Raw genomic sequence first — 18,388 nt, 5'->3', positions numbered from 1 at the left:
ATAACAAAAGACCGGCTGCTGCCGGTCTTCATCTTTAACGCTGCCGCAATTACAGCTTCGCGAAACAACGACGCGCGGCGTCGACAGTGCGCTGAATATCCTCTTCGCTGTGCGCCAGCGACATAAAGCCCGCTTCATAGGCTGAAGGCGCAAAGTAAACGCCCTCCTCAAGCATCAGGTGGAAGAAGGTTTTAAAGCGCTCCACATCGCAGCGGGTTACATCGGCGTAACAGGTCACACTGTCAGCATCGGTGAAGAACAGGCCGAACATCCCGCCAACATGGTTAATCACCAGCGGGATATTTTGCTGTTGTGCTGCTTCACGCAGACCCTCTGCCAGCTTGCGGGTCAGGGCATCCAGCTTCTCATGGGTGCCCGGCTGCGCGATCTGCGTCAGGCAGGCGAAACCCGCCGCCATGGCGATCGGGTTACCGGATAGCGTTCCTGCCTGATAAACCGGACCGGTCGGAGCCAGCGCCGCCATCACTTCGCGACGGCCACCGAACGCACCGACGGGCATGCCGCCACCAATGATTTTCCCAAGGCAGGTCAAATCAGGGCGCACATTGTAATGAGCCTGCGCGCCACCCAGCGCGACACGGAAACCGGTCATCACTTCATCGATAATCAGCAGTGCGCCGAACTCATCACACAGTGAACGCAGACCCGGCAGGAACTCCGGCTGCGGTGGGATGCAGTTCATATTGCCAGCCACCGGCTCAACGATGATGGCCGCAATCGACTCGGGATATTGCTCAAAAGCGCTGCGCACTGAGTCGAGATCGTTAAAGGTGCAGGTCAGGGTATGTTTAGCGAAATCAGCGGGTACGCCCGGCGAGTTCGGCTGACCCAGTGTTAACGCACCGGAGCCGGCTTTCACCAGCAGATGATCGGCGTGGCCGTGGTAGCAGCCTTCAAACTTGATGATTTTATCGCGGCCGGTAAAGCCACGCGCCAGACGGATAGCGCTCATGGTCGCTTCGGTGCCGGAGTTGACCATCCGCACCATCTCCATGCTCGGCACCAGCTCACACACCAGCTGTGCCATGGTCACTTCCATTTCGGTCGGTGCGCCAAAACTTAAGCCGCGCTGTGCCGCTTCAATCACGGCGTTACGAATCGCCGCGTTGTTATGACCCAGCACCATCGGACCCCATGAGCCGACATAGTCGATATAGGCTTTGCCGTCAGCGTCATAGAGATAGGCGCCATCAGCGTGTTCAATAAACAGCGGAACGCCGCCCACACCGGTAAATGCGCGTACTGGCGAGTTTACCCCACCCGGGATCAGGCGTTGTGCCTCGGCAAACAGTTGTTCGGACTTACTCATTTTCGGCTCCAGCGGTTCAGAAAAATATTGCGCCATTCTACGGAAGAGGGGCAGCAGACGAAAGGTGGATTCGCCCCCTGTGCCCTTAACCGGAGTGAAAGCGGCACAGAGTGCGAAGGGCAGAGCTTGATTGCGCTGAGGTGCTGGCTGATAATAGCGTAATTAAGGTCGTTTTCTGACCTGGGCGTTTACCGGAGTAAAACATGAGTGATGAAGTAGTAGCACTGCCGTTGCAGTTTACCGACGCCGCAGCCACCAAGGTGAAGAACCTGATTGCCGACGAAGAGAACCCGGCGCTGAAACTTCGCGTCTATATCACCGGTGGCGGTTGCAGTGGTTTCCAGTACGGCTTCACCTTTGATGACCAGATGAATGATGGCGACATGACGATTGAAAAGCAGGGCGTCTCACTGGTGGTTGATCCGATGAGCCTGCAATATCTGGTGGGCGGTTCAGTGGATTACACGGAAGGTCTGGAAGGCTCACGCTTTATCGTGACCAACCCGAATGCCAAAACCACCTGTGGCTGTGGCTCTTCCTTCAGTATCTGATAATGCAGGCCGTCATACAGACGGCCTCGTTTACCATTCTATTGTGACCAGCCGGTTACTTTGCTTCACACTTCCCTGCGATTGAATCTGGCCGTTTGTTACGCGCGGCTGCGCGCTTGCCTGTCTGCCGCAGTTGATCTGCGGCGCGGGCTGACCGTTAGCCGTGTTGATTTCACAGCGTGAATAGATGACAAGTCTGGCGCCAATAGAGCCATTTATCGATCCTGCAAAGGCAGAACCGGCGATCGACAGCCCTATGGCCAGCAGCAGTGCTCTGGTCATATAAGGTTCCTGGTGTTTTAAAAAAGCGCCGGAGCGCTAAAAGGACGGCGAGCATACGTGGCGCGTTCGTCTCTGGTATTGATCAACGGCAAAAATCGCAGTGACTTTAATCAATTCGCCGATTTATTCATCGGGATGCAGGGCCGCACAGAGTTGCTGCGCGGCCAGCAGCAGTCGCGGGCCTGGCCGGCTAAGCCAGTCCTCGTTGATGGCAATCACCGGTACATCCAGCTGCGGTCGCCAGAACACACGGATGTTTTCCGCCTGCTGCGCACTGCCACCCGTCACAACGGCCTGAGGATGGCGCATCAGCACCTGCTCACGGCTGACCTGCGGCCAGCTGACGCGGCTGTCAGCAAAGATGTTCCTGCCACCACATAACGTAATAATTTCATTCTGCAGCGTGGCTCTGGCGGCGGTAAACAGGGGCTGCTGACCAAATTGCAAAAAAAGCGGAACCGCAGTCAGATGAGCATAGCGCTGACGCAGCGCGGCTTCCTGCTGACGTAACTGGCGGGCAGCGCGAGTTGCCTGCTCCGGTCTGGGACTCCAGTGGCCCAGATCGGCCTGCGCCGTGAACATCTCATCCAGCGTCAGCGGATCAATCCATTTAACCGGCACGCCGAGCTGCTGTAGCTGGTCAATCTGCCGCTGCGGATTACCGCCTCGCCAGGCTAATACCAGATCCGGCTTAAGCTGCAGAATACGTTCAGCCTTGATGCCCTGCCAGTTTGCGACCTGCTCAATCTGTTTGGCCTGCGGCGGATAGTCGGACCAGGCGCTGACCGCAATCGGGGTAATCCCGGCAGCAAAGGCGAGTTCGGTAAGGTGAGGGGAGAGGGTAATCACGCGTGGCGGGGAAGCCAGCAGGCTGCCGCTTAACAGCAGCAGCCAGCAGAGGAGTCGCGTTTTAGCCACGCGCCAGATGCGCCAGCAGGTTCTCCACCATCAGCGAAGATTGCTTCGCCGCAACGCTTAAGAACTCATCAAAGCTGAGGTGAGATTGCTTATCAGCCACGTCGGAAATGGCGCGAACGACCACAAAAGGCACCTGGAACTGATGACAGACATGGCCGATAGCGGTGGCTTCCATCTCAACGGCAATCGCCTGCGGGAACAGATTACGAATGCGCGCCAGCGGTTCGGCACCATTGATAAAGGCATCACCGCTGACCACCAGACCGCGTACGGCATTCAGATCCAGCTGCTGAATACAGGCTTCTGCAGCGGCGATAAGCTTGCTGTCTGCCACAAACGCCGCCGGACAACCCGCCATCTGACCCGGCTCATAACCAAAAGCGGTGACGTCAGCATCGTGATAACGCACTTCTTCTGACACCACGATATCACCGACGCTGAGCGACGGCGCTAAACCGCCAGCCGAACCGGTGTTGATCACCACATCCGGCTTGCAGAGCTGCAGCAGCAGCGTGGTACCCAGCGCTGCAGAGGTTTTACCAATGCCCGATTTCAGCAGAGCCACCTCGACGCCCTGCAGGGTGCCGGTATAAATTTCACAACCCGCCAGCGACAGCGTTTGACGGTTTTCAATTTTGTCGCGCAGCAGTGTGACTTCCTGCTCCATCGCGCCAATAATGCCTGCTTTCATAGTGAGTTCCGCTAATGTAAAGAATCAAAATTTAGGGCATAGTCTACCATGGCATTCAGGGGATTAATTCACGAAAAAATAAGGGGTAATCCATGTCAGCGATCAATTTCAGGAAGAAGATCAGCTTCTCGCGCCCTTATAACAGCCGCAAGGAACCGGAAGGCGAATATTACATTACGCGCCATTTTGAGAGCGATCGCGGACGGATTATAAACTCCGCCGCAATCCGGCGTTTGCAGCAAAAAACGCAGGTGTTTCCGCTGGAGCGTAACGCTGCCGTTCGTTCCCGCCTGACGCATTCGCTGGAGGTGCAGCAGACCGGGCGTTACATCACCAAAGAGATCCTGCAAACCCTGAAGATGCAGGGCGGGCTGGCGCAGTATGGTCTTGATGAACTGGAAGGCGCGTTTGAAAGTCTGATTGAGATGGCCTGTCTGATGCATGATGTCGGTAATCCACCTTTTGGCCATTTTGGCGAGGCGGCGATTAACGACTGGTTTGAAGAGAACCTCTCTGCCGAGCTGGTGGATCCGCTGGTGGCCGGCGTGGAAGGAGAAGCACAGCGTAAAGCCTTTGATCAACTCAACGCCATGATCCGCCAGGATCTCTGTCACTTTGAAGGCAATGCGCAGGCGATCCGGATGGTGCATACGCTGCTGCAACTGAATCTCAGTTATTCTCAGGTCGCCTGCATCCTGAAATATACCGCGCCTGCCTGGTGGCAGGGGGAAAAGCCCGCCGAATTTAGCGTACTCATGAAGAAGCCTGGGTTTTATCTCTCTGAGCAGGATTATATTGCCGACCTGCGTGCTGCCACCAATATGGAAGAACACCACCGTTTTCCGCTGACTTATATAATGGAAGCTGCGGATGATATCTCCTATTGTATTGCCGATTTGGACGACGCTGTAGAAAAAGATATCTTTAATGTTGAAAGTTTGTATGAGTTTCTCAATAAAGCCTGGGGGCCGGTTAAAAATAATGACGCTTTCAGCCGGACTATTGGCGAAGCCTGGCGTGAAGCCTGCAGTAAAAAACGCCGAAGCCGCAGCGATCAATTTTTTATGTCACTCCGCGTAAATGTTCAGAGCGTGCTGGTAAGCTATGCGGTGAAACGTTTTGTTGATAATCTTCCTGCTATATTCGATGGAAGTTTTAACCATGCGCTACTGGAAGATGAGGGTGAAGAGGGCCGCTTACTGCAATTGTTTAAAACCGTTGCGCGCCAGCAGGTCTTTAATCATTCTGAAGTAGAGCAGCTGGAGTTGCAGGGTTACCGGGTGATTAAAGGGCTGCTGGAGATCTATCAGCCGCTGATGCGCCTTAATTACGAAGCCTTTACCACGCTGATAAATGAAGATTTCCTGCGTCAGCATCCGATCGAAACCCGGCTTTTTCATAAGCTCTCGGGTAAACACCGTAAAGCCTATTTGCATAAGATGCGTAATCTGGTTGTAGAACATAAATATCAGCGTCTGTTGTGGGAACGTTATTATCGCTTCCGGCTCATTCAGGATTATATCAGTGGTATGACCGATCTCTATGCCTGGGATGAGTACCGACGACTGATGGCGGTAGAATAAGCCGCCAATTGTAAAGAGCGCGAATAAATTTTTACTTTTGCCTTAAACTTTTAAAGGAACTTCGCGCTAAAACATTTATCTCACCTTTCGACCACAGCAATGGTCTGAACAGTAATCTTATTGAGAAACGAAAAATGAAAAAAAAGACCTTAATGTTAAGTGCGCTGGCGTTGAGCCTGAGCATGGCGCTCGCCCCTGTTACTGTTTCTGCTGCGCAAACGGCCTCTTCCGATAGCCTGCAACAGCCAAGTCTGGCACCGATGCTGGAGAAGGTGATGCCGTCTGTGGTCAGTATCAGCGTCGAGGGGACCACCACGGTGAAAACCCCGCGTATGCCGCAGCAATTTCAGCAATTCTTTGGCGACAATTCGCCATTCTGCCAGGATGGTTCCCCGTTCCAGGGTTCACCGATGTGCCAGAACGGCGACGGTGCAGGCGGTAACGGCGGCGCGCCAGTGCCTGATACACAGCAGGAAAAATTCCGTGCTCTGGGATCGGGTGTCATCATTAACGCTGACAAAGGCTATGTGGTAACTAATAACCACGTCGTGAATAATGCCACCAAAATTCAGGTACAGCTCAGCGACGGTCGTCGCTATGACGCCAAAGTCATCGGTAAAGATCCCAGCTCTGACATTGCCCTGATTCAGCTGCAGGAAGCCAAAAATCTTACCGCAGTCAAAATCGCTGACTCTGACAACCTGCGCGTCGGCGATTATACCGTGGCGATCGGCAACCCTTATGGTCTGGGTGAAACGGTCACCTCAGGTATCGTCTCCGCGCTGGGACGCAGTGGCCTGAACGTGGAAAACTACGAAAACTTTATCCAGACAGATGCGGCCATTAACCGGGGCAACTCCGGTGGTGCGCTGGTTAACCTCAACGGTGAACTGATCGGGATTAACACCGCCATTCTGGCGCCCGATGGCGGCAACATCGGTATCGGCTTTGCTATCCCCAGCAACATGGTGAAAAACCTGACGGCACAGATGGTCGAGTTTGGTCAGGTGAAACGCGGCGAGCTGGGCGTGCAGGGGACTGAGCTGAACTCCGAGCTGGCAAAAGCGATGAAGGTCGACGCACAACGTGGTGCCTTTGTCAGCCAGGTGCTGCCAGACTCGGCTGCCGCCAAAGCCGGTATTAAGGCGGGCGACGTCATTGTCTCGATGAACGGTAAACCGCTGAGCAGCTTTGCTTCGCTGCGTGCGGAAGTGGGCTCACTGCCGGTTGGCACCACCCTGAAACTGGGGCTGCTGCGTGACGGCAAACCGGTCGATGTCTCTGTTAAGTTGCAGCAGAGCAGCCAGTCAAAAGTGCAGTCCGCGACCATCTACACTGGCATTGAAGGCGCCGATCTCAGCAATATCGAAGCGGGTACCAAAGGTGTCCGGGTTGATAACGTGAAACCGGGCAGTGCTGCGGCGCGTATCGGCCTGAAAAAGGGCGATGTGATCCAGGGTGTTAACCAGCAGGTAGTGACCAACCTGGGTGAGCTGCGCAAAGTTCTCGACAGCAAGCCGTCCGTTCTGGCGCTGAATGTGAAACGCGGCGACAGCAGTATCTATCTGCTGATGCAGTAAGCGAACAGCAACGGATGAAGAGGCGGACTGCGGTCCGCCTTTTTTATGTCCACTTTCTGCCTCGTCAGAGTGTGATGCTCACCGCAAATTCGGCAAATGACGGCCTGGCTCTGTGCAATTGCACAATGTTCTGCGTGCTGTGCATGCGTATTCTGTTTCTCCCCCCTCTTTTCAGGAGTAATGGATGGCTACCTATCACCTTGATGCCCGGCTGGCACAGGATATCGTGGCGCGCACCATGAAAATTATTGACAGCAATGTCAACGTGATGGATGCGCGGGGCCGGATTATCGGCAGCGGTGACCGGGAACGTATTGGGGAGTTGCACGAAGGTGCACTGCTGGTGCTCTCTCAGGGGCGCGTTGTCGACATCGATGAGGCCGTGGCTAAACATCTTCATGGCGTGCGGCCTGGCATTAACCTGCCGCTGCGCATTGATGGTGACATCGTCGGGGTGATCGGCCTGACCGGCGAGCCGCTGGCGCTGCGGCATTATGGCGAGCTGGTCTGCATGACCGCGGAGATGATGCTGGAGCAAGCCCGGCTGCTGCATATGCTGGCGCAGGACAGCCGTCTGCGTGAAGAGCTGGTGCTGAACCTGATCCGCAGCGATACCCTGTCGCCACAGCTGACCGAATGGGCGCAGCGGCTCGGGATCGATCTCAATCAGCCGCGTGTGGTCGCCGTAGTGGAAGTGGATAGTGGTCAGCTCGGCGTCGACAGCGCGATGTCAGAGTTACAGCAGTTGCAAACGCTGCTGACCACGCCGGAGCGGGACAATCTGATCGCGATTGTGTCACTGACCGAAATGGTGGTGCTGAAACCGGCCCTGAATGGGCATGGGCGTCACGATCAGGAAGATCATCGCCGCCGCGTAGAGCAGTTACTACAGCGGATGAAAGAGAGCGGTCATCTTCGGATGCGTATCGCGCTGGGCAACTTCTTTACCGGACCCGGCAGCATCGCACGCTCTTACCGGACGGCGCGCACCACGATGATGGTGGGCAAGCAACGTATGCCCGAGGTGCGCAGCTATTTTTATCAGGATCTGGTGCTGCCCGTGCTGCTCGACAGCCTGCGGGGTGGCTGGCAGGCCAATGAGCTCGCCCGGCCACTGGCGAAGCTCAAGAGCATGGATAACAACGGCTTGCTGCGCCGTACGCTGATCGCCTGGTTCACCCACAACGTCCAGCCGAGCGCCACCGCGCGTGCGCTGTTCATTCATCGTAATACGCTGGAATACCGGCTGAACCGGATTTCTGAACTGACCGGACTGAATCTTGGCCATTTTGATGACAGGCTGTTGCTCTATGTTGCTTTGCAACTGGATGAGCAGGGCTGAAGTGCAGATTTGCAGCATAAAAAAGGCCAGCAATGCTGGCCTCTCTGGTCGGGCAGGAAATTAACGACCGTTACGGGTTAATTTTTCCAGATCCGATTCAATTTCAGTGATCTTGTGAGAAACCACGCTTTCCAGGTGACGCAGGTCATCCAGAATTTTGCGTTTCAGATCCACTTCAACCTGATCGCGCTGGCAAATCTGGTCCAGTTCATCGATGACATAACGCAGATTCGGGCTGATTTCCTGAACTTCTTTGTAGCCCTGGGTCGCGTGATCGGCAACAACCGTTTTGCGCTGGCGCGGATATTTGAATTTGACGCTCTTCGCGAAAAACTCACCTTTATCTTTGCGGAAGTAGATTTTCAGAATGTCGTTATTGGCTTCCTGACGCAGGCTATAGCGGTCGATGTCGTCCGGGTTACTGATACCTAAGCTTTTCAGATTGTCATACATAGCGTTGTTTCCATCAAAAGTGAGAAGCGCGCAGACTTGTTCATGACGTCCGTCAACTGTAGACATAAATAAGCGGGATGAACATTGCGCGACAGGATTTAACTGGCGCGGATTATGACCTGGATAAAAACTAAACGCACCAGTTAATTCGCGACGCGAAGCATGTTATTTGGGAATCACTGTAAAGAAAAGATGACGGGCTGGAAACCAGCCCGTCACTTAAATCAGTCGATGGTGCGCAGCAGTTCGTTGATGCCGGTTTTGCCCAGCGTTTTCGCATCCACTTTCTTCACGATTACGGCACAGTAGAGGCTGTAGCTGCCATCTTTAGAGGGCAGGTTACCTGAGACCACCACGGATCCCGCAGGAACACGGCCGTAATGCACTTTGCCGGTCTCGCGGTCATAGATTTTGGTGCTCTGACCGATGTAAACGCCCATTGAGATCACGGAACCTTCTTCAACAATCACGCCTTCAACGATTTCAGAGCGCGCGCCAATGAAGCAGTTATCTTCGATGATGGTCGGGTTCGCCTGCAGCGGCTCCAGCACGCCACCGATACCCACGCCGCCAGAAAGGTGAACGTTTTTACCAATCTGTGCACAGGAGCCAACGGTCGCCCAGGTGTCCACCATGGTGCCTTCATCCACAAAGGCGCCAATGTTGACGTAAGAAGGCATCAGCACCGTGTTGCGGGCGATATAGGCACCCTGGCGCACAGCCGCAGGCGGCACGACGCGGAAACCGGCTTCTTTGAAACGCGCTTCATCCCAGCCTGCAAACTTCATCGGCACTTTGTCGTAAAAGCGGGTTTCTGCACCTTCCATCACCTGATTGTCATTGATGCGGAAAGAGAGCAGTACGGCTTTCTTCAGCCACTGATGCGTTACCCACTCGCCGTCGATCTTCTCAGAAACGCGCAGTGCACCGCTGTCCAGCAGGGCGATCACCTGGTTGATGGCATCACGGGTTTCGCTGTCGACGCTGGCGGGTGTGATGTCAGCGCGACGTTCGAAGGCGGATTCAATAACGCTCTGTAACTGTTGCATATTTTTTTCCTGATCTGTCATGTGCGATGCCGGGCAATACCCCGACACAAGTAAAGAGATTAATGTTTACAAATCGAGTCTGGTCACACTTTATCGTTTGGATTAAGGGCCTCTGTCAACCGTTGTCGCAACGCTTTTCGCATTTCTTCGTCCAGTGCCTGACGTTCACTGTTGGCCAGAATAAACAAATCTTCGACCCGCTCGCCGATGGTGCTGATGCGTGCGCCATGCAGTGAGACCCCGAGATCGGCAAAGACTTCACCGACCCGCGCCAGCAGGCCTGGCTGATCCAGCGCCACCAGTTCCAGATAGCTGCGACGATCGGTATGCGTCGGCAGGAAATTGACCTCGGTATCGACGCTGAAATGCCTGAGTTTGGCCGACGGACGGCGTGTACGCGGCGGCGCCCACTCTGACTGGGTTATCGCCTGCTCCAGCGCCTGAATGATCATTGGATGGCGATCCGGAGAGAGCGGGCTGCCATCCGGCTCCAGCACAATAAAGGTATCCATCGCCATGCCGTCGCGGCTGGTAAAGATTTGCGCATCGTGCACGCTGAGATTACGGCGATCGAGTTCACCCGCAACGGCGGCAAACAGGTGCGGGCGATCGGGACTCCAGATAAAGATTTCGGTCCCGCCGCGCGTGGCCTGCGGACTGACCAGCACCAGCGGTTTTTTCAGATCGTGAACCAGTAAGTGGCGGGCATGCCAGGCGATCTGATTCGGCGTATGGCGCAGGAAGTAGTCAGCGCGGCAGCGATTCCAGATCTGGTGCAGACGCTCTTCATCGATGTTGTCCATCCGCAGCAGCGCCAGCGCCTGCAGGCGATGATGACGCACCCGCTCACGCAGATCCGGACTGTTTTCCATGCCGCGTCGCAACTGCTTCTCGGTGGCGAAAAAGAGCTCACGCAACAGGCTCTGCTTCCAGCTGTTCCACAGACTTTCATTGGTGGCACAGATATCGGCTACGGTCAGGCAAACCAGATAGCGCAGCCGGTTCTCATTCTGCATCACCTCGGCGAACTGCTGTATCACCGTCGGGTCCTGAATATCGCGCCGCTGTGCTGTCACCGACATCAGCAGATGATGACGCACCAGCCAGGCCACCAGCTGGGTTTCACGTGAGTTAAGACCGTGCATTTCAGCAAAATCGAGCGCATCCTGCGCGCCGAGAATGGAGTGATCGCCGCCGCGCCCTTTGGCGATGTCATGCAGCAGCGCGGCCATCAGCAACAGCTCCTGCTGCGGCAGGCGCGGCCATAACTCGACGCACAGTGGATGCTGCGGACGGGTGCTTTCATTGGCAAAACTTTCCAGCTTCTGCAGCACCCGAATGGTGTGCTCATCCACGGTGTAGGCGTGAAACAGATCGAACTGCATCTGTCCGACGATATGGCCCCACAGCGGCGTATAAGCCCACAGCACGCTGTAGCGATGCATCGGCACCAGCGCCCGGCTTACCGCGCCAGGATGGCGCAGAATCGACATAAAGGTGCGGCGCGCTTCCGGGATCTGACACAGCGGCTGTTTAAGATGACGACGCGCATGGCGCAGGTGACGCAGGGTGGTGGAGTAGATCCCTTTGATGCTGTCGTTACGCACCATGACGTAGAACATGCGCAGAATCGCCTGCGGCTCTCGCCGGAACAGCGTTTCGTCGCGCAGGTCGATCAAATCGCCACGCAGCTGGAAATCGTCATCAATAGGCCTGGGCTTTTCGCTGGTGGAGAGCGCCAGAATCGCCTCATCAAACAGCTGCAGCAGCATCTGATTCAGTTCGCCGATACGCCGCGTGACCCGATAGAAATCTTTCATCATCCGCTCGACCGGCTCATTGCCCTCGCCCTGATAATTCAGGCGTTGTGCCACGCTGAGCTGGCGATCAAACAGCAGGCGGTTATCGTAACGGGGCAGGGAGAGGTGCAGGGCAAAGCGGATGCGCCAGAGAAATGCCTGACATTCGTTGAGTTCGCTGCGCTCCGCGTCGGTGAGGAAACCAAAGCCGACCATCTCATCGAGCGTGGTGGCGCCAAAATGGCGTCGGGCGACCCACTGCAGCGTATGAATGTCCCGCAGGCCACCTGGGCTGCTTTTAATGTCCGGTTCGAGGTTATAGCTGGTGCCGTGATAACGCTTGTGGCGCTCCTGCTGCTCTTCAATTTTGGCGGCGAAAAAGCAGGATGAGGGCCAGAAACCGTCGCTGAAGATGTTTTTCTGTAATTCCAGAAACAGCGCCACATCGCCGGTCAGCATGCGTGACTCAATCAGATTGGTGGCAACGGTCAGGTCAGATAACCCCTCCAGCAGGCACTCTTCCAGCGTGCGGACGCTGTGACCCACTTCCAGCTTAAGGTCCCACATCAGCGTTAACAGATCGCTGGTGCGCTGCGCAGCCTGTTCATTCAGCGGCTGGCGGCTCAGGATCAGGACGTCAATATCAGAGAGTGGATGCAGCTCGGCACGGCCATAGCCGCCAACGGCGACCAGCGCGATAGCTGGCATCTCATCAAAGCCAAAAAAGCGCCACAGGCGACGCAGCAGCCGATCGATAAACAGCGTGCGGGCATCAATCAGCGGCTCAACGGGTTCACCGGCATCAAAAGCGGCGGCCAGATGTTGCTGAAACTGCTCCAGCCGCGGCTTCAGAATGTCACGCGTCAGCTGGTCGTCACCCCATTCGGCTGGCGAATCGACCAGACCGTTTTTCACATCTTCTGACAGACTCACGCTCATGCAGCTCTTCTCTTTTTTAGCCAAAAAAAAGCCGGCTCAGCGCCGGCTTGATCTGTAATGGGGGAATTACCCTTCGGCGACAAGCACAGCGGGCAGCGTATCGTCTTTGCGCAGGGTTAAAATCTCACAGCCGTTCTCCGTCACCACAATAGTATGCTCATACTGCGCGGACAAGCTGCGATCTTTGGTTTTTACCGTCCAGCCATCTTTCATGGTGCGGATGCGGTAATCCCCGGCATTGACCATCGGTTCTACCGTAAAGGTCATGCCCGCCTGGAGTACCACGCCGCCATCATCGGCATCGTAATGCAGCACCTGAGGCTCTTCATGGAAACCCTTGCCGATACCGTGACCGCAATATTCGCGCACCACAGAGAAGTCGTTGGCTTCGACATATTTCTGGATGGCGCGACCCAGTTCGCGCAGGCGGATGCCGGGCTTGATCAGACGCAGTGAGAGATAGAGGCTCTCCTGCGTGACACGGCACAGGCGTTCACCCTGAATGGTCGGCTTACCGACGATAAACATCTTTGAGGTATCGCCGTGGTATTCATCTTTAATTACGGTGACATCGATATTCACTACATCACCATCTTTTAACGGACGATCATCGCTGGGGATCCCGTGGCACACCACTTCATTCACCGAGATGCAGACCGACTTCGGAAAGCCGTGATAGCCGAGGCAGGCGGAGACAGCCTGCTGCTTTTGAGTAATGTGATCGTGGCAGATACGGTCCAGTTCACCGGTGGTCACACCCGGTTTTACGTAAGGCTCGATCATCTCCAGCACTTCGGCGGCCAGTCGGCCCGCGACGCGCATTTTTTCGATTTCTTCAGGGGTTTTAATTGAAATTGCCATTAAATTAATCCGCAGCTGTCGAAATTTTCGACAATAATAAGTTCTGTGCTGTCATGTTAGCAGCCAGCAAATGGGCTGCCAAATAGAGAACGCGCTGACCTCCGTCAGCGATCATTTATTGGCGTCCCTGGGCTGGTTGTGGTATAAAGCGCGCCGACGATTCTCTGTATGGCCGTTTCGGTCAGCAGGAAACGCATAACTCTCATTATGTGTAATAAAACACACATGTATCGACACATACGCCGGGGTGCCTTGAAAGAGGTCGGTCGTATGGGATACATGGAGGCCCAACCCCAATCAAACTTTAGAGGTTTTATCATGGCAACTGTTTCCATGCGCGACATGCTCCAGGCTGGTGTTCACTTCGGTCACCAGACCCGTTACTGGAACCCAAAAATGAAGCCATTCATCTTTGGTGCTCGTAACAAGGTTCACATCATCAACCTGGAAAAAACTGTACCTATGTTCAACGAAGCTCTGGCTGAACTGAACAAGATCTCTTCCCGTAAAGGTAAGATCCTGATCGTAGGTACTAAGCGTGCTGCTGCTCAGGCGGTAAAAGAGTCTGCACTGAGCTGCGACCAGTTCTTCGTAAACCACCGCTGGTTGGGTGGCATGCTGACTAACTGGAAAACCGTGCGTCAGTCAATCAAGCGTCTGAAAGATCTGGAGATTCAGTCTCAGGATGGTACTTTCGACAAACTGACCAAAAAAGAAGCGCTGATGCGTGCGCGTGAGCTGGCCAAGCTGGAAAACAGCCTGGGCGGTATCAAAGATATGGGCGGTCTGCCAGACGCGCTGTTTGTTGTCGATGCTGACCACGAACACATCGCAATCAAAGAAGCAAACAACCTGGGTATCCCGGTATTTGCTATCGTTGATACCAACTCAGATCCAGATGGCGTTGATTTCGTTATCCCAGGTAACGACGATGCAATCCGTGCTGTAAACCTGTACCTGACTGCCGTTGCGACCACCGTTCGCGAAGGCCGCTCTCAGGACCTGGCTGAGCAAGCTGAAGAAGCGTCTTTAGAAAACGCTTAATAAGGTTTGCTCTGCATAAGAGCCCTTAGCATTCAGATGTGATCTGTAAGGGGCCTATACTGGCCCCTTTATTTTATCTAAGTCTGTCACGCTCCCAACCGGACGGCGGGACAGAGTAAATTTTCCGCAAATAAGTGTCTGCTGGTGCAAACGTACACAGGCACGAACCGAGGATTCTGGAATGGCTGACATTACCGCTGCATTGGTAAAAGAACTGCGTGAGCGTACTGGCGCTGGCATGATGGATTGCAAAAAAGCGCTGACTGAAGCGAACGGCGACATTGAGCTGGCGATTGAGAACATGCGTAAGTCTGGCGCAATCAAAGCAGCGAAAAAAGCAGGCAACGTTGCTGCTGATGGCGTAATCAAAACCAAGATCGTTGGCGACTACGGCGTGATTCTGGAAGTAAACTGCCAGACTGACTTCGTTGCAAAAGATGGCGGTTTCCAGGCGTTCGCAGACAAAGTTCTGGATGTGGCTGCAGCTGATCGCGTTACCGACGTTGAAGTTCTGAAAGCGCAGTTCGAAGAAGAGCGCGTTGCACTGGTTGCTAAAATCGGTGAGAACATCAACATCCGTCGCGTTGCTATCCTGGAAGGCGCAGAGCTGGGCAGCTACCTGCACGGCGCACGTATCGGCGTTCTGGTTTCAACCAAAGGCGCTAACGAAGATCTGATCAAACAGATCGCGATGCACGTTGCGGCAAGCAAGCCTGAATTCGTTAAGCCAGAAGACGTTTCTGCTGACGTGGTTGATAAAGAGTACCAGGTTCAGCTGGACATCGCGATGCAGTCTGGCAAGCCAAAAGAGATCGCAGAGAAGATGGTTGAAGGCCGTATGAAGAAATTCACCGGCGAAGTCTCTCTGACTGGTCAGGCTTTCGTTATCGACCCAAGCAAAACCGTTGGCCAGGCTCTGAAAGAGCAGGGCGCTGACGTTATCAACTTCATCCGCTTCGAAGTTGGTGAAGGCATCGAGAAAGTTGAGTCTGACTTCGCTGCAGAAGTTGCAGCAATGTCCAAACAGTCTTAATGCTTTGAAAGAACCGCCAGATGGCGGTTCTTTTTTGTCTGTGAATCGCAACAGATACGTTTTCAGTTTCATCCCAATAGCAATTTCATTGCGGTAAGCGGATGATCGATCAGAATTTACTTCTCCTTTACACCCAATCTTCCAGGAAGAACTGACCATGGCGACCAACGCAAAACCTGTTTATCAACGTATCCTGCTTAAACTCAGCGGCGAAGCCCTGCAAGGCGCTGAAGGTTTTGGTATCGACGCGAGTGTGCTTGACCGCATGGCACAAGAGGTAAAAGAGCTGGTTGAACTGGGCATCCAGGTTGGCGTGGTGATTGGCGGAGGGAACCTGTTCCGTGGAGCGAGCCTGCAACAGGCCGGCATGAACCGCGTTGTGGGTGACCACATGGGTATGCTGGCAACCGTGATGAACGGCCTGGCGATGCGTGATGCACTGCACCGCGCCTATGTGAATGCACGCCTGATGTCAGCGATTCCACTGAATGGCGTCTGTGACAACTACAGCTGGGCAGAAGCAATCAGCCTGCTGCGTAACAACCGCGTGGTGATCTTCTCCGCCGGTACCGGTAACCCGTTCTTCACCACTGACTCTGCAGCGTGTCTGCGCGGCATTGAGATTGAAGCGGACGTCGTGCTGAAAGCGACCAAAGTGGACGGCGTCTACTCTGCGGATCCAGTGAAAAGCCCGGACGCAACGCTGTATGAGCAACTGACCTATGCTGAAGTGCTGGATCAGGAGCTGAAAGTGATGGATCTTGCGGCCTTTACCCTGGCGCGTGACCACAAATTACCTATCCGTGTTTTCAACATGAATAAGCCTGGCGCACTGCGTCGCGTAGTGATGGGTGAAAAAGAAGGCACCCTGATTACGCATTAATACCCGAGGCGAGATAAAATAAGGTATATTCTGTCAGCGCGATGATAATGCATCGCGCACCAGTCAGGATTATCGATGATTATCGATCCCGCTTCCGGTTACGCCGGAACTGGCCAGGTCAAACCGAATCCAAGGGTTTCAACGTGATTAACGACATCAAAAAAGATGCTGACACGCGCATGGAAAAATGCGTTGAAGCATTCAAAACCACCATCAGCAAAGTGCGCACCGGTCGTGCTTCACCTTCGCTGCTCGACGGCATCGTCGTCGAATATTACGGCACGCCGACGCCACTGCGTCAGCTGGCTTCTGTCACTGTGGAAGATTCACGCACGCTGAAAATCAACGTGTTTGATCGTTCACTGAGTCCGGCAGTCGAAAAAGCGATCATGAAGTCCGATCTCGGTCTGAACCCAAGTTCAGCCGGTACCGACATCCGTGTTCCGCTGCCTGCGCTGACAGAAGAGCGTCGTAAAGATCTGATTAAAATCGTGCGCGGCGAAGCCGAGCAGGGCCGTGTGTCGGTACGTAACGTCCGTCGCGATGCCAACGATAAAATCAAAGCGCTGCTGAAAGATAAAGAGATCAGCGAAGACGACGAACGTCGTGCGCAGGATGAAGTGCAAAAAATGACCGATGCGTACATCAAGAAAGTTGATGCTGCACTGTCAGAAAAAGAGACGGAGCTGATGGATTTCTAATCCCATCACTGCCGGACAAAACGCCGTACAGAGAGGTATTCGTATGAATGCGACATCTGGCGGCGTTTTACATTGTGCCTGTGGGCACGCTGACTTCACACGGATAGCTTCATGAAGCGATTAACTCTGCTGGGATCCACCGGCTCTATCGGCACCAGTACGCTGGCGGTGGTGCGCGCCAACCCGGCGCTTTATCAGATTACGGCGCTGGTTGCCGGCCATAACGTGGCGCTGATGGCCGAGCAGTGTGCGGCCTTTACACCGCGCTTCGCCTGCATGGCAGACGAGGCATCCGCCGCTGCGTTGCGTGAGCGACTGAGAGCAATCAGGGTCAATACTGAAGTGCTCTCCGGCGTTCAGGCAGCCTGTGAGCTGGCCGCGCTGGATGAGGTGGATCAGGTGATGGCGGCGATCGTTGGCGCATCGGGTTTGCTGCCGACGCTGGCGGCCATTCGCGCCGGAAAAACGGTGCTGCTGGCCAACAAAGAATCGCTTGTCACCTGCGGCCGTTTGTTTATGGAGGCCGTGCGTCATCATAACGCACAGTTACTACCGGTCGACAGCGAGCATAACGCCATTTTTCAGAGTTTACCGGCTACCATCCAGCATCAGTTAGGTTACGCTGACCTGCGGGATAATGGCATTGAGTCGATTATCCTTACGGGATCGGGTGGTCCTTTTCGTGACACAGATTTAGCGGATCTCAGCGCCATGTCGCCAGATCAGGCCTGTGCACATCCGAACTGGTCGATGGGGAGAAAAATCTCTGTCGATTCGGCCACCATGATGAATAAAGGTCTTGAGTACATTGAAGCCCGTTGGTTGTTTAATGCCAGCGCAGCGCAGATGGAAGTGATACTCCACCCACAGTCGGTGATTCACTCCATGGTGCGATACTGCGATGGCAGCGTGCTGGCTCAATTAGGTTCTCCTGATATGCGTACGCCGATTGCCCACAGCATGGCCTGGCCTTCGCGCATCAATGCAGGCGTGACGCCGCTGGATTTTACCCGCATGTCGGCGCTCTCCTTTGCAGAACCTGATTTTAGTCGCTACCCCTGTCTGAAACTGGCCATTGATGCCTGTGATGCAGGGCAGGCGGCGACCACCACGCTGAATGCAGCCAACGAGGTTGCCGTCGCGGCTTTCCTGAATCACCAGATCCGCTTCACCGACATTGCCGCGCTTAATAGTGAGGTGATGGCGGCACAAGTGTGTCCGGAGCCGGATTCGGTGGACGCTGTCCTTGAAATCGATCGCACTGCGCGCGCGCTGGCGACAGAAATGTTGCCGCGTTTCACGTCGTGATGCCGATCGTTATGAGGCCATTTGTTCGCTTCAGGTGAAAA

The 18,388-nt window shown here is 54.6% G+C and carries 17 protein-coding genes; 9 read left to right on the top strand and 8 right to left on the bottom strand.

The window, feature by feature from the left end:
- Positions 1 to 49: 49 nt before the first annotated feature.
- On the bottom strand, positions 50 to 1,330 hold the full coding sequence (gene hemL / locus GVJ63_RS07065; RefSeq protein ID WP_010254062.1) for a glutamate-1-semialdehyde 2,1-aminomutase: 1,281 nt from the start codon (positions 1,328 to 1,330) through the stop codon (positions 50 to 52).
- 203 nt (positions 1,331 to 1,533) lie between these two features.
- Between hemL and erpA the strand changes: the two genes are divergently transcribed.
- Positions 1,534 to 1,881 (top strand): iron-sulfur cluster insertion protein ErpA, encoded by a 348-nt coding sequence (erpA, locus tag GVJ63_RS07060; RefSeq protein WP_010254064.1) that lies wholly within the window; start codon positions 1,534 to 1,536, stop codon positions 1,879 to 1,881.
- A gap of 30 nt (positions 1,882 to 1,911) precedes the next feature.
- Here the strand turns inward: erpA and GVJ63_RS07055 are convergent, their stop codons facing one another.
- The 3 genes from GVJ63_RS07055 to mtnN form a co-directional block, all read right to left on the bottom strand.
- Positions 1,912 to 2,163 carry a hypothetical protein gene (locus GVJ63_RS07055; protein ID WP_010254068.1) on the bottom strand — a complete coding sequence of 84 codons (252 nt, stop codon included), beginning with the start codon at positions 2,161 to 2,163 and terminating at the stop codon, positions 1,912 to 1,914.
- Positions 2,164 to 2,286: 123 nt separating this feature from the next.
- Entirely contained in the window at positions 2,287 to 3,081 is a 795-nt protein-coding gene (gene btuF, locus GVJ63_RS07050; protein ID WP_159226623.1) for a vitamin B12 ABC transporter substrate-binding protein BtuF, read from the bottom strand.
- A complete protein-coding gene (gene mtnN, locus GVJ63_RS07045; protein WP_010254075.1) occupies positions 3,074 to 3,772 on the bottom strand; it encodes a 5'-methylthioadenosine/S-adenosylhomocysteine nucleosidase in 699 nt (232 codons plus the stop codon). Before mtnN ends, btuF begins: the two co-directional genes overlap by 8 nt.
- A 92-nt stretch (positions 3,773 to 3,864) precedes the next feature.
- Here mtnN and dgt point away from each other — a divergent pair, with 92 nt between their 5' ends.
- The 3 genes from dgt to GVJ63_RS07030 all read left to right on the top strand — a co-directional run bounded on the left by dgt (position 3,865) and on the right by GVJ63_RS07030 (position 8,277).
- Positions 3,865 to 5,355, top strand: coding sequence for a dGTPase (gene dgt / locus GVJ63_RS07040; RefSeq protein WP_010254077.1), 1,491 nt, complete (start codon positions 3,865 to 3,867; stop codon positions 5,353 to 5,355).
- A 134-nt stretch (positions 5,356 to 5,489) separates the two neighbouring features.
- Positions 5,490 to 6,935 carry a serine endoprotease DegP gene (gene degP / locus GVJ63_RS07035; protein WP_010671858.1) on the top strand — a complete coding sequence of 482 codons (1,446 nt, stop codon included), beginning with the start codon at positions 5,490 to 5,492 and terminating at the stop codon, positions 6,933 to 6,935.
- A 184-nt stretch (positions 6,936 to 7,119) separates the two neighbouring features.
- Positions 7,120 to 8,277: a CdaR family transcriptional regulator gene (locus GVJ63_RS07030; protein ID WP_010254083.1), complete on the top strand. Its 1,158-nt coding sequence runs from the start codon at positions 7,120 to 7,122 to the stop codon at positions 8,275 to 8,277.
- Positions 8,278 to 8,337: 60 nt separating this feature from the next.
- On the opposite strand, the gene GVJ63_RS07025 is transcribed toward GVJ63_RS07030, so the two are convergent.
- The 4 genes from GVJ63_RS07025 to map all read right to left on the bottom strand — a co-directional run bounded on the left by GVJ63_RS07025 (position 8,338) and on the right by map (position 13,378).
- Positions 8,338 to 8,730 carry a DUF3461 family protein gene (locus tag GVJ63_RS07025; RefSeq protein ID WP_010254085.1) on the bottom strand — a complete coding sequence of 131 codons (393 nt, stop codon included), beginning with the start codon at positions 8,728 to 8,730 and terminating at the stop codon, positions 8,338 to 8,340.
- 224 nt (positions 8,731 to 8,954) lie between these two features.
- Positions 8,955 to 9,779 carry a 2,3,4,5-tetrahydropyridine-2,6-dicarboxylate N-succinyltransferase gene (gene dapD / locus GVJ63_RS07020; RefSeq protein ID WP_159226622.1) on the bottom strand — a complete coding sequence of 275 codons (825 nt, stop codon included), beginning with the start codon at positions 9,777 to 9,779 and terminating at the stop codon, positions 8,955 to 8,957.
- 83 nt (positions 9,780 to 9,862) lie between these two features.
- Positions 9,863 to 12,517: a bifunctional uridylyltransferase/uridylyl-removing protein GlnD gene (gene glnD / locus GVJ63_RS07015; RefSeq protein ID WP_010671860.1), complete on the bottom strand. Its 2,655-nt coding sequence runs from the start codon at positions 12,515 to 12,517 to the stop codon at positions 9,863 to 9,865.
- A 66-nt stretch (positions 12,518 to 12,583) separates the two neighbouring features.
- Positions 12,584 to 13,378, bottom strand: a complete 795-nt coding sequence (gene map / locus GVJ63_RS07010; protein ID WP_010254092.1) for a type I methionyl aminopeptidase — start codon at positions 13,376 to 13,378, stop codon at positions 12,584 to 12,586.
- Between the two features lie 318 nt (positions 13,379 to 13,696).
- On the opposite strand from map, the gene rpsB reads away from it, so the two are divergent.
- The 5 genes from rpsB (at position 13,697) to ispC (ending at position 18,347) form a co-directional block, all read left to right on the top strand.
- The gene (gene rpsB, locus GVJ63_RS07005; protein WP_008925636.1) at positions 13,697 to 14,422 is read left to right on the top strand and encodes a 30S ribosomal protein S2; all 726 of its coding nucleotides are present in this window, start codon (positions 13,697 to 13,699) and stop codon (positions 14,420 to 14,422) included.
- Between the two features lie 181 nt (positions 14,423 to 14,603).
- On the top strand, positions 14,604 to 15,455 hold the full coding sequence (gene tsf / locus GVJ63_RS07000) for a translation elongation factor Ts (protein WP_010254097.1): 852 nt from the start codon (positions 14,604 to 14,606) through the stop codon (positions 15,453 to 15,455).
- Positions 15,456 to 15,612: 157 nt separating this feature from the next.
- Positions 15,613 to 16,338: a UMP kinase gene (gene pyrH / locus GVJ63_RS06995; RefSeq protein WP_010254099.1), complete on the top strand. Its 726-nt coding sequence runs from the start codon at positions 15,613 to 15,615 to the stop codon at positions 16,336 to 16,338.
- A gap of 143 nt (positions 16,339 to 16,481) precedes the next feature.
- Entirely contained in the window at positions 16,482 to 17,039 is a 558-nt protein-coding gene (gene frr / locus GVJ63_RS06990) for a ribosome recycling factor (protein WP_010254103.1), read from the top strand.
- A gap of 111 nt (positions 17,040 to 17,150) precedes the next feature.
- Positions 17,151 to 18,347 (top strand): 1-deoxy-D-xylulose-5-phosphate reductoisomerase, encoded by a 1,197-nt coding sequence (gene ispC / locus GVJ63_RS06985; protein ID WP_010254105.1) that lies wholly within the window; start codon positions 17,151 to 17,153, stop codon positions 18,345 to 18,347.
- Positions 18,348 to 18,388 lie beyond the last annotated feature (41 nt).

Origin of the sequence: Pantoea sp. 18059 (assembly GCF_902706165.1) — a bacterium.
Classification (GTDB): Bacteria; Pseudomonadota; Gammaproteobacteria; order Enterobacterales; family Enterobacteriaceae; genus Pantoea; species Pantoea agglomerans.
The sequence above is the reverse complement of the archived record's forward strand: the minus strand, read 5'-3'. Positions and strand labels throughout refer to the sequence as shown.

Coding starts and splice junctions, on each gene's coding strand:
- hemL (WP_010254062.1), bottom strand. CDS start 1,330: ATGAGTAAGTCCGAACAACTGTTTGCCGAGGCACAACGCCTGATCCCG.
- GVJ63_RS07025 (WP_010254085.1), bottom strand. CDS start 8,730: ATGTATGACAATCTGAAAAGCTTAGGTATCAGTAACCCGGACGACATC.
- glnD (WP_010671860.1), bottom strand. CDS start 12,517: ATGAGCGTGAGTCTGTCAGAAGATGTGAAAAACGGTCTGGTCGATTCG.
- rpsB (WP_008925636.1), top strand. CDS start 13,697: ATGGCAACTGTTTCCATGCGCGACATGCTCCAGGCTGGTGTTCACTTC.
- GVJ63_RS07030 (WP_010254083.1), top strand. CDS start 7,120: ATGGCTACCTATCACCTTGATGCCCGGCTGGCACAGGATATCGTGGCG.
- GVJ63_RS07055 (WP_010254068.1), bottom strand. CDS start 2,163: ATGACCAGAGCACTGCTGCTGGCCATAGGGCTGTCGATCGCCGGTTCT.
- degP (WP_010671858.1), top strand. CDS start 5,490: ATGAAAAAAAAGACCTTAATGTTAAGTGCGCTGGCGTTGAGCCTGAGC.
- dapD (WP_159226622.1), bottom strand. CDS start 9,779: ATGCAACAGTTACAGAGCGTTATTGAATCCGCCTTCGAACGTCGCGCT.
- map (WP_010254092.1), bottom strand. CDS start 13,378: ATGGCAATTTCAATTAAAACCCCTGAAGAAATCGAAAAAATGCGCGTC.
- ispC (WP_010254105.1), top strand. CDS start 17,151: ATGAAGCGATTAACTCTGCTGGGATCCACCGGCTCTATCGGCACCAGT.
- erpA (WP_010254064.1), top strand. CDS start 1,534: ATGAGTGATGAAGTAGTAGCACTGCCGTTGCAGTTTACCGACGCCGCA.
- dgt (WP_010254077.1), top strand. CDS start 3,865: ATGTCAGCGATCAATTTCAGGAAGAAGATCAGCTTCTCGCGCCCTTAT.
- mtnN (WP_010254075.1), bottom strand. CDS start 3,772: ATGAAAGCAGGCATTATTGGCGCGATGGAGCAGGAAGTCACACTGCTG.
- tsf (WP_010254097.1), top strand. CDS start 14,604: ATGGCTGACATTACCGCTGCATTGGTAAAAGAACTGCGTGAGCGTACT.
- pyrH (WP_010254099.1), top strand. CDS start 15,613: ATGGCGACCAACGCAAAACCTGTTTATCAACGTATCCTGCTTAAACTC.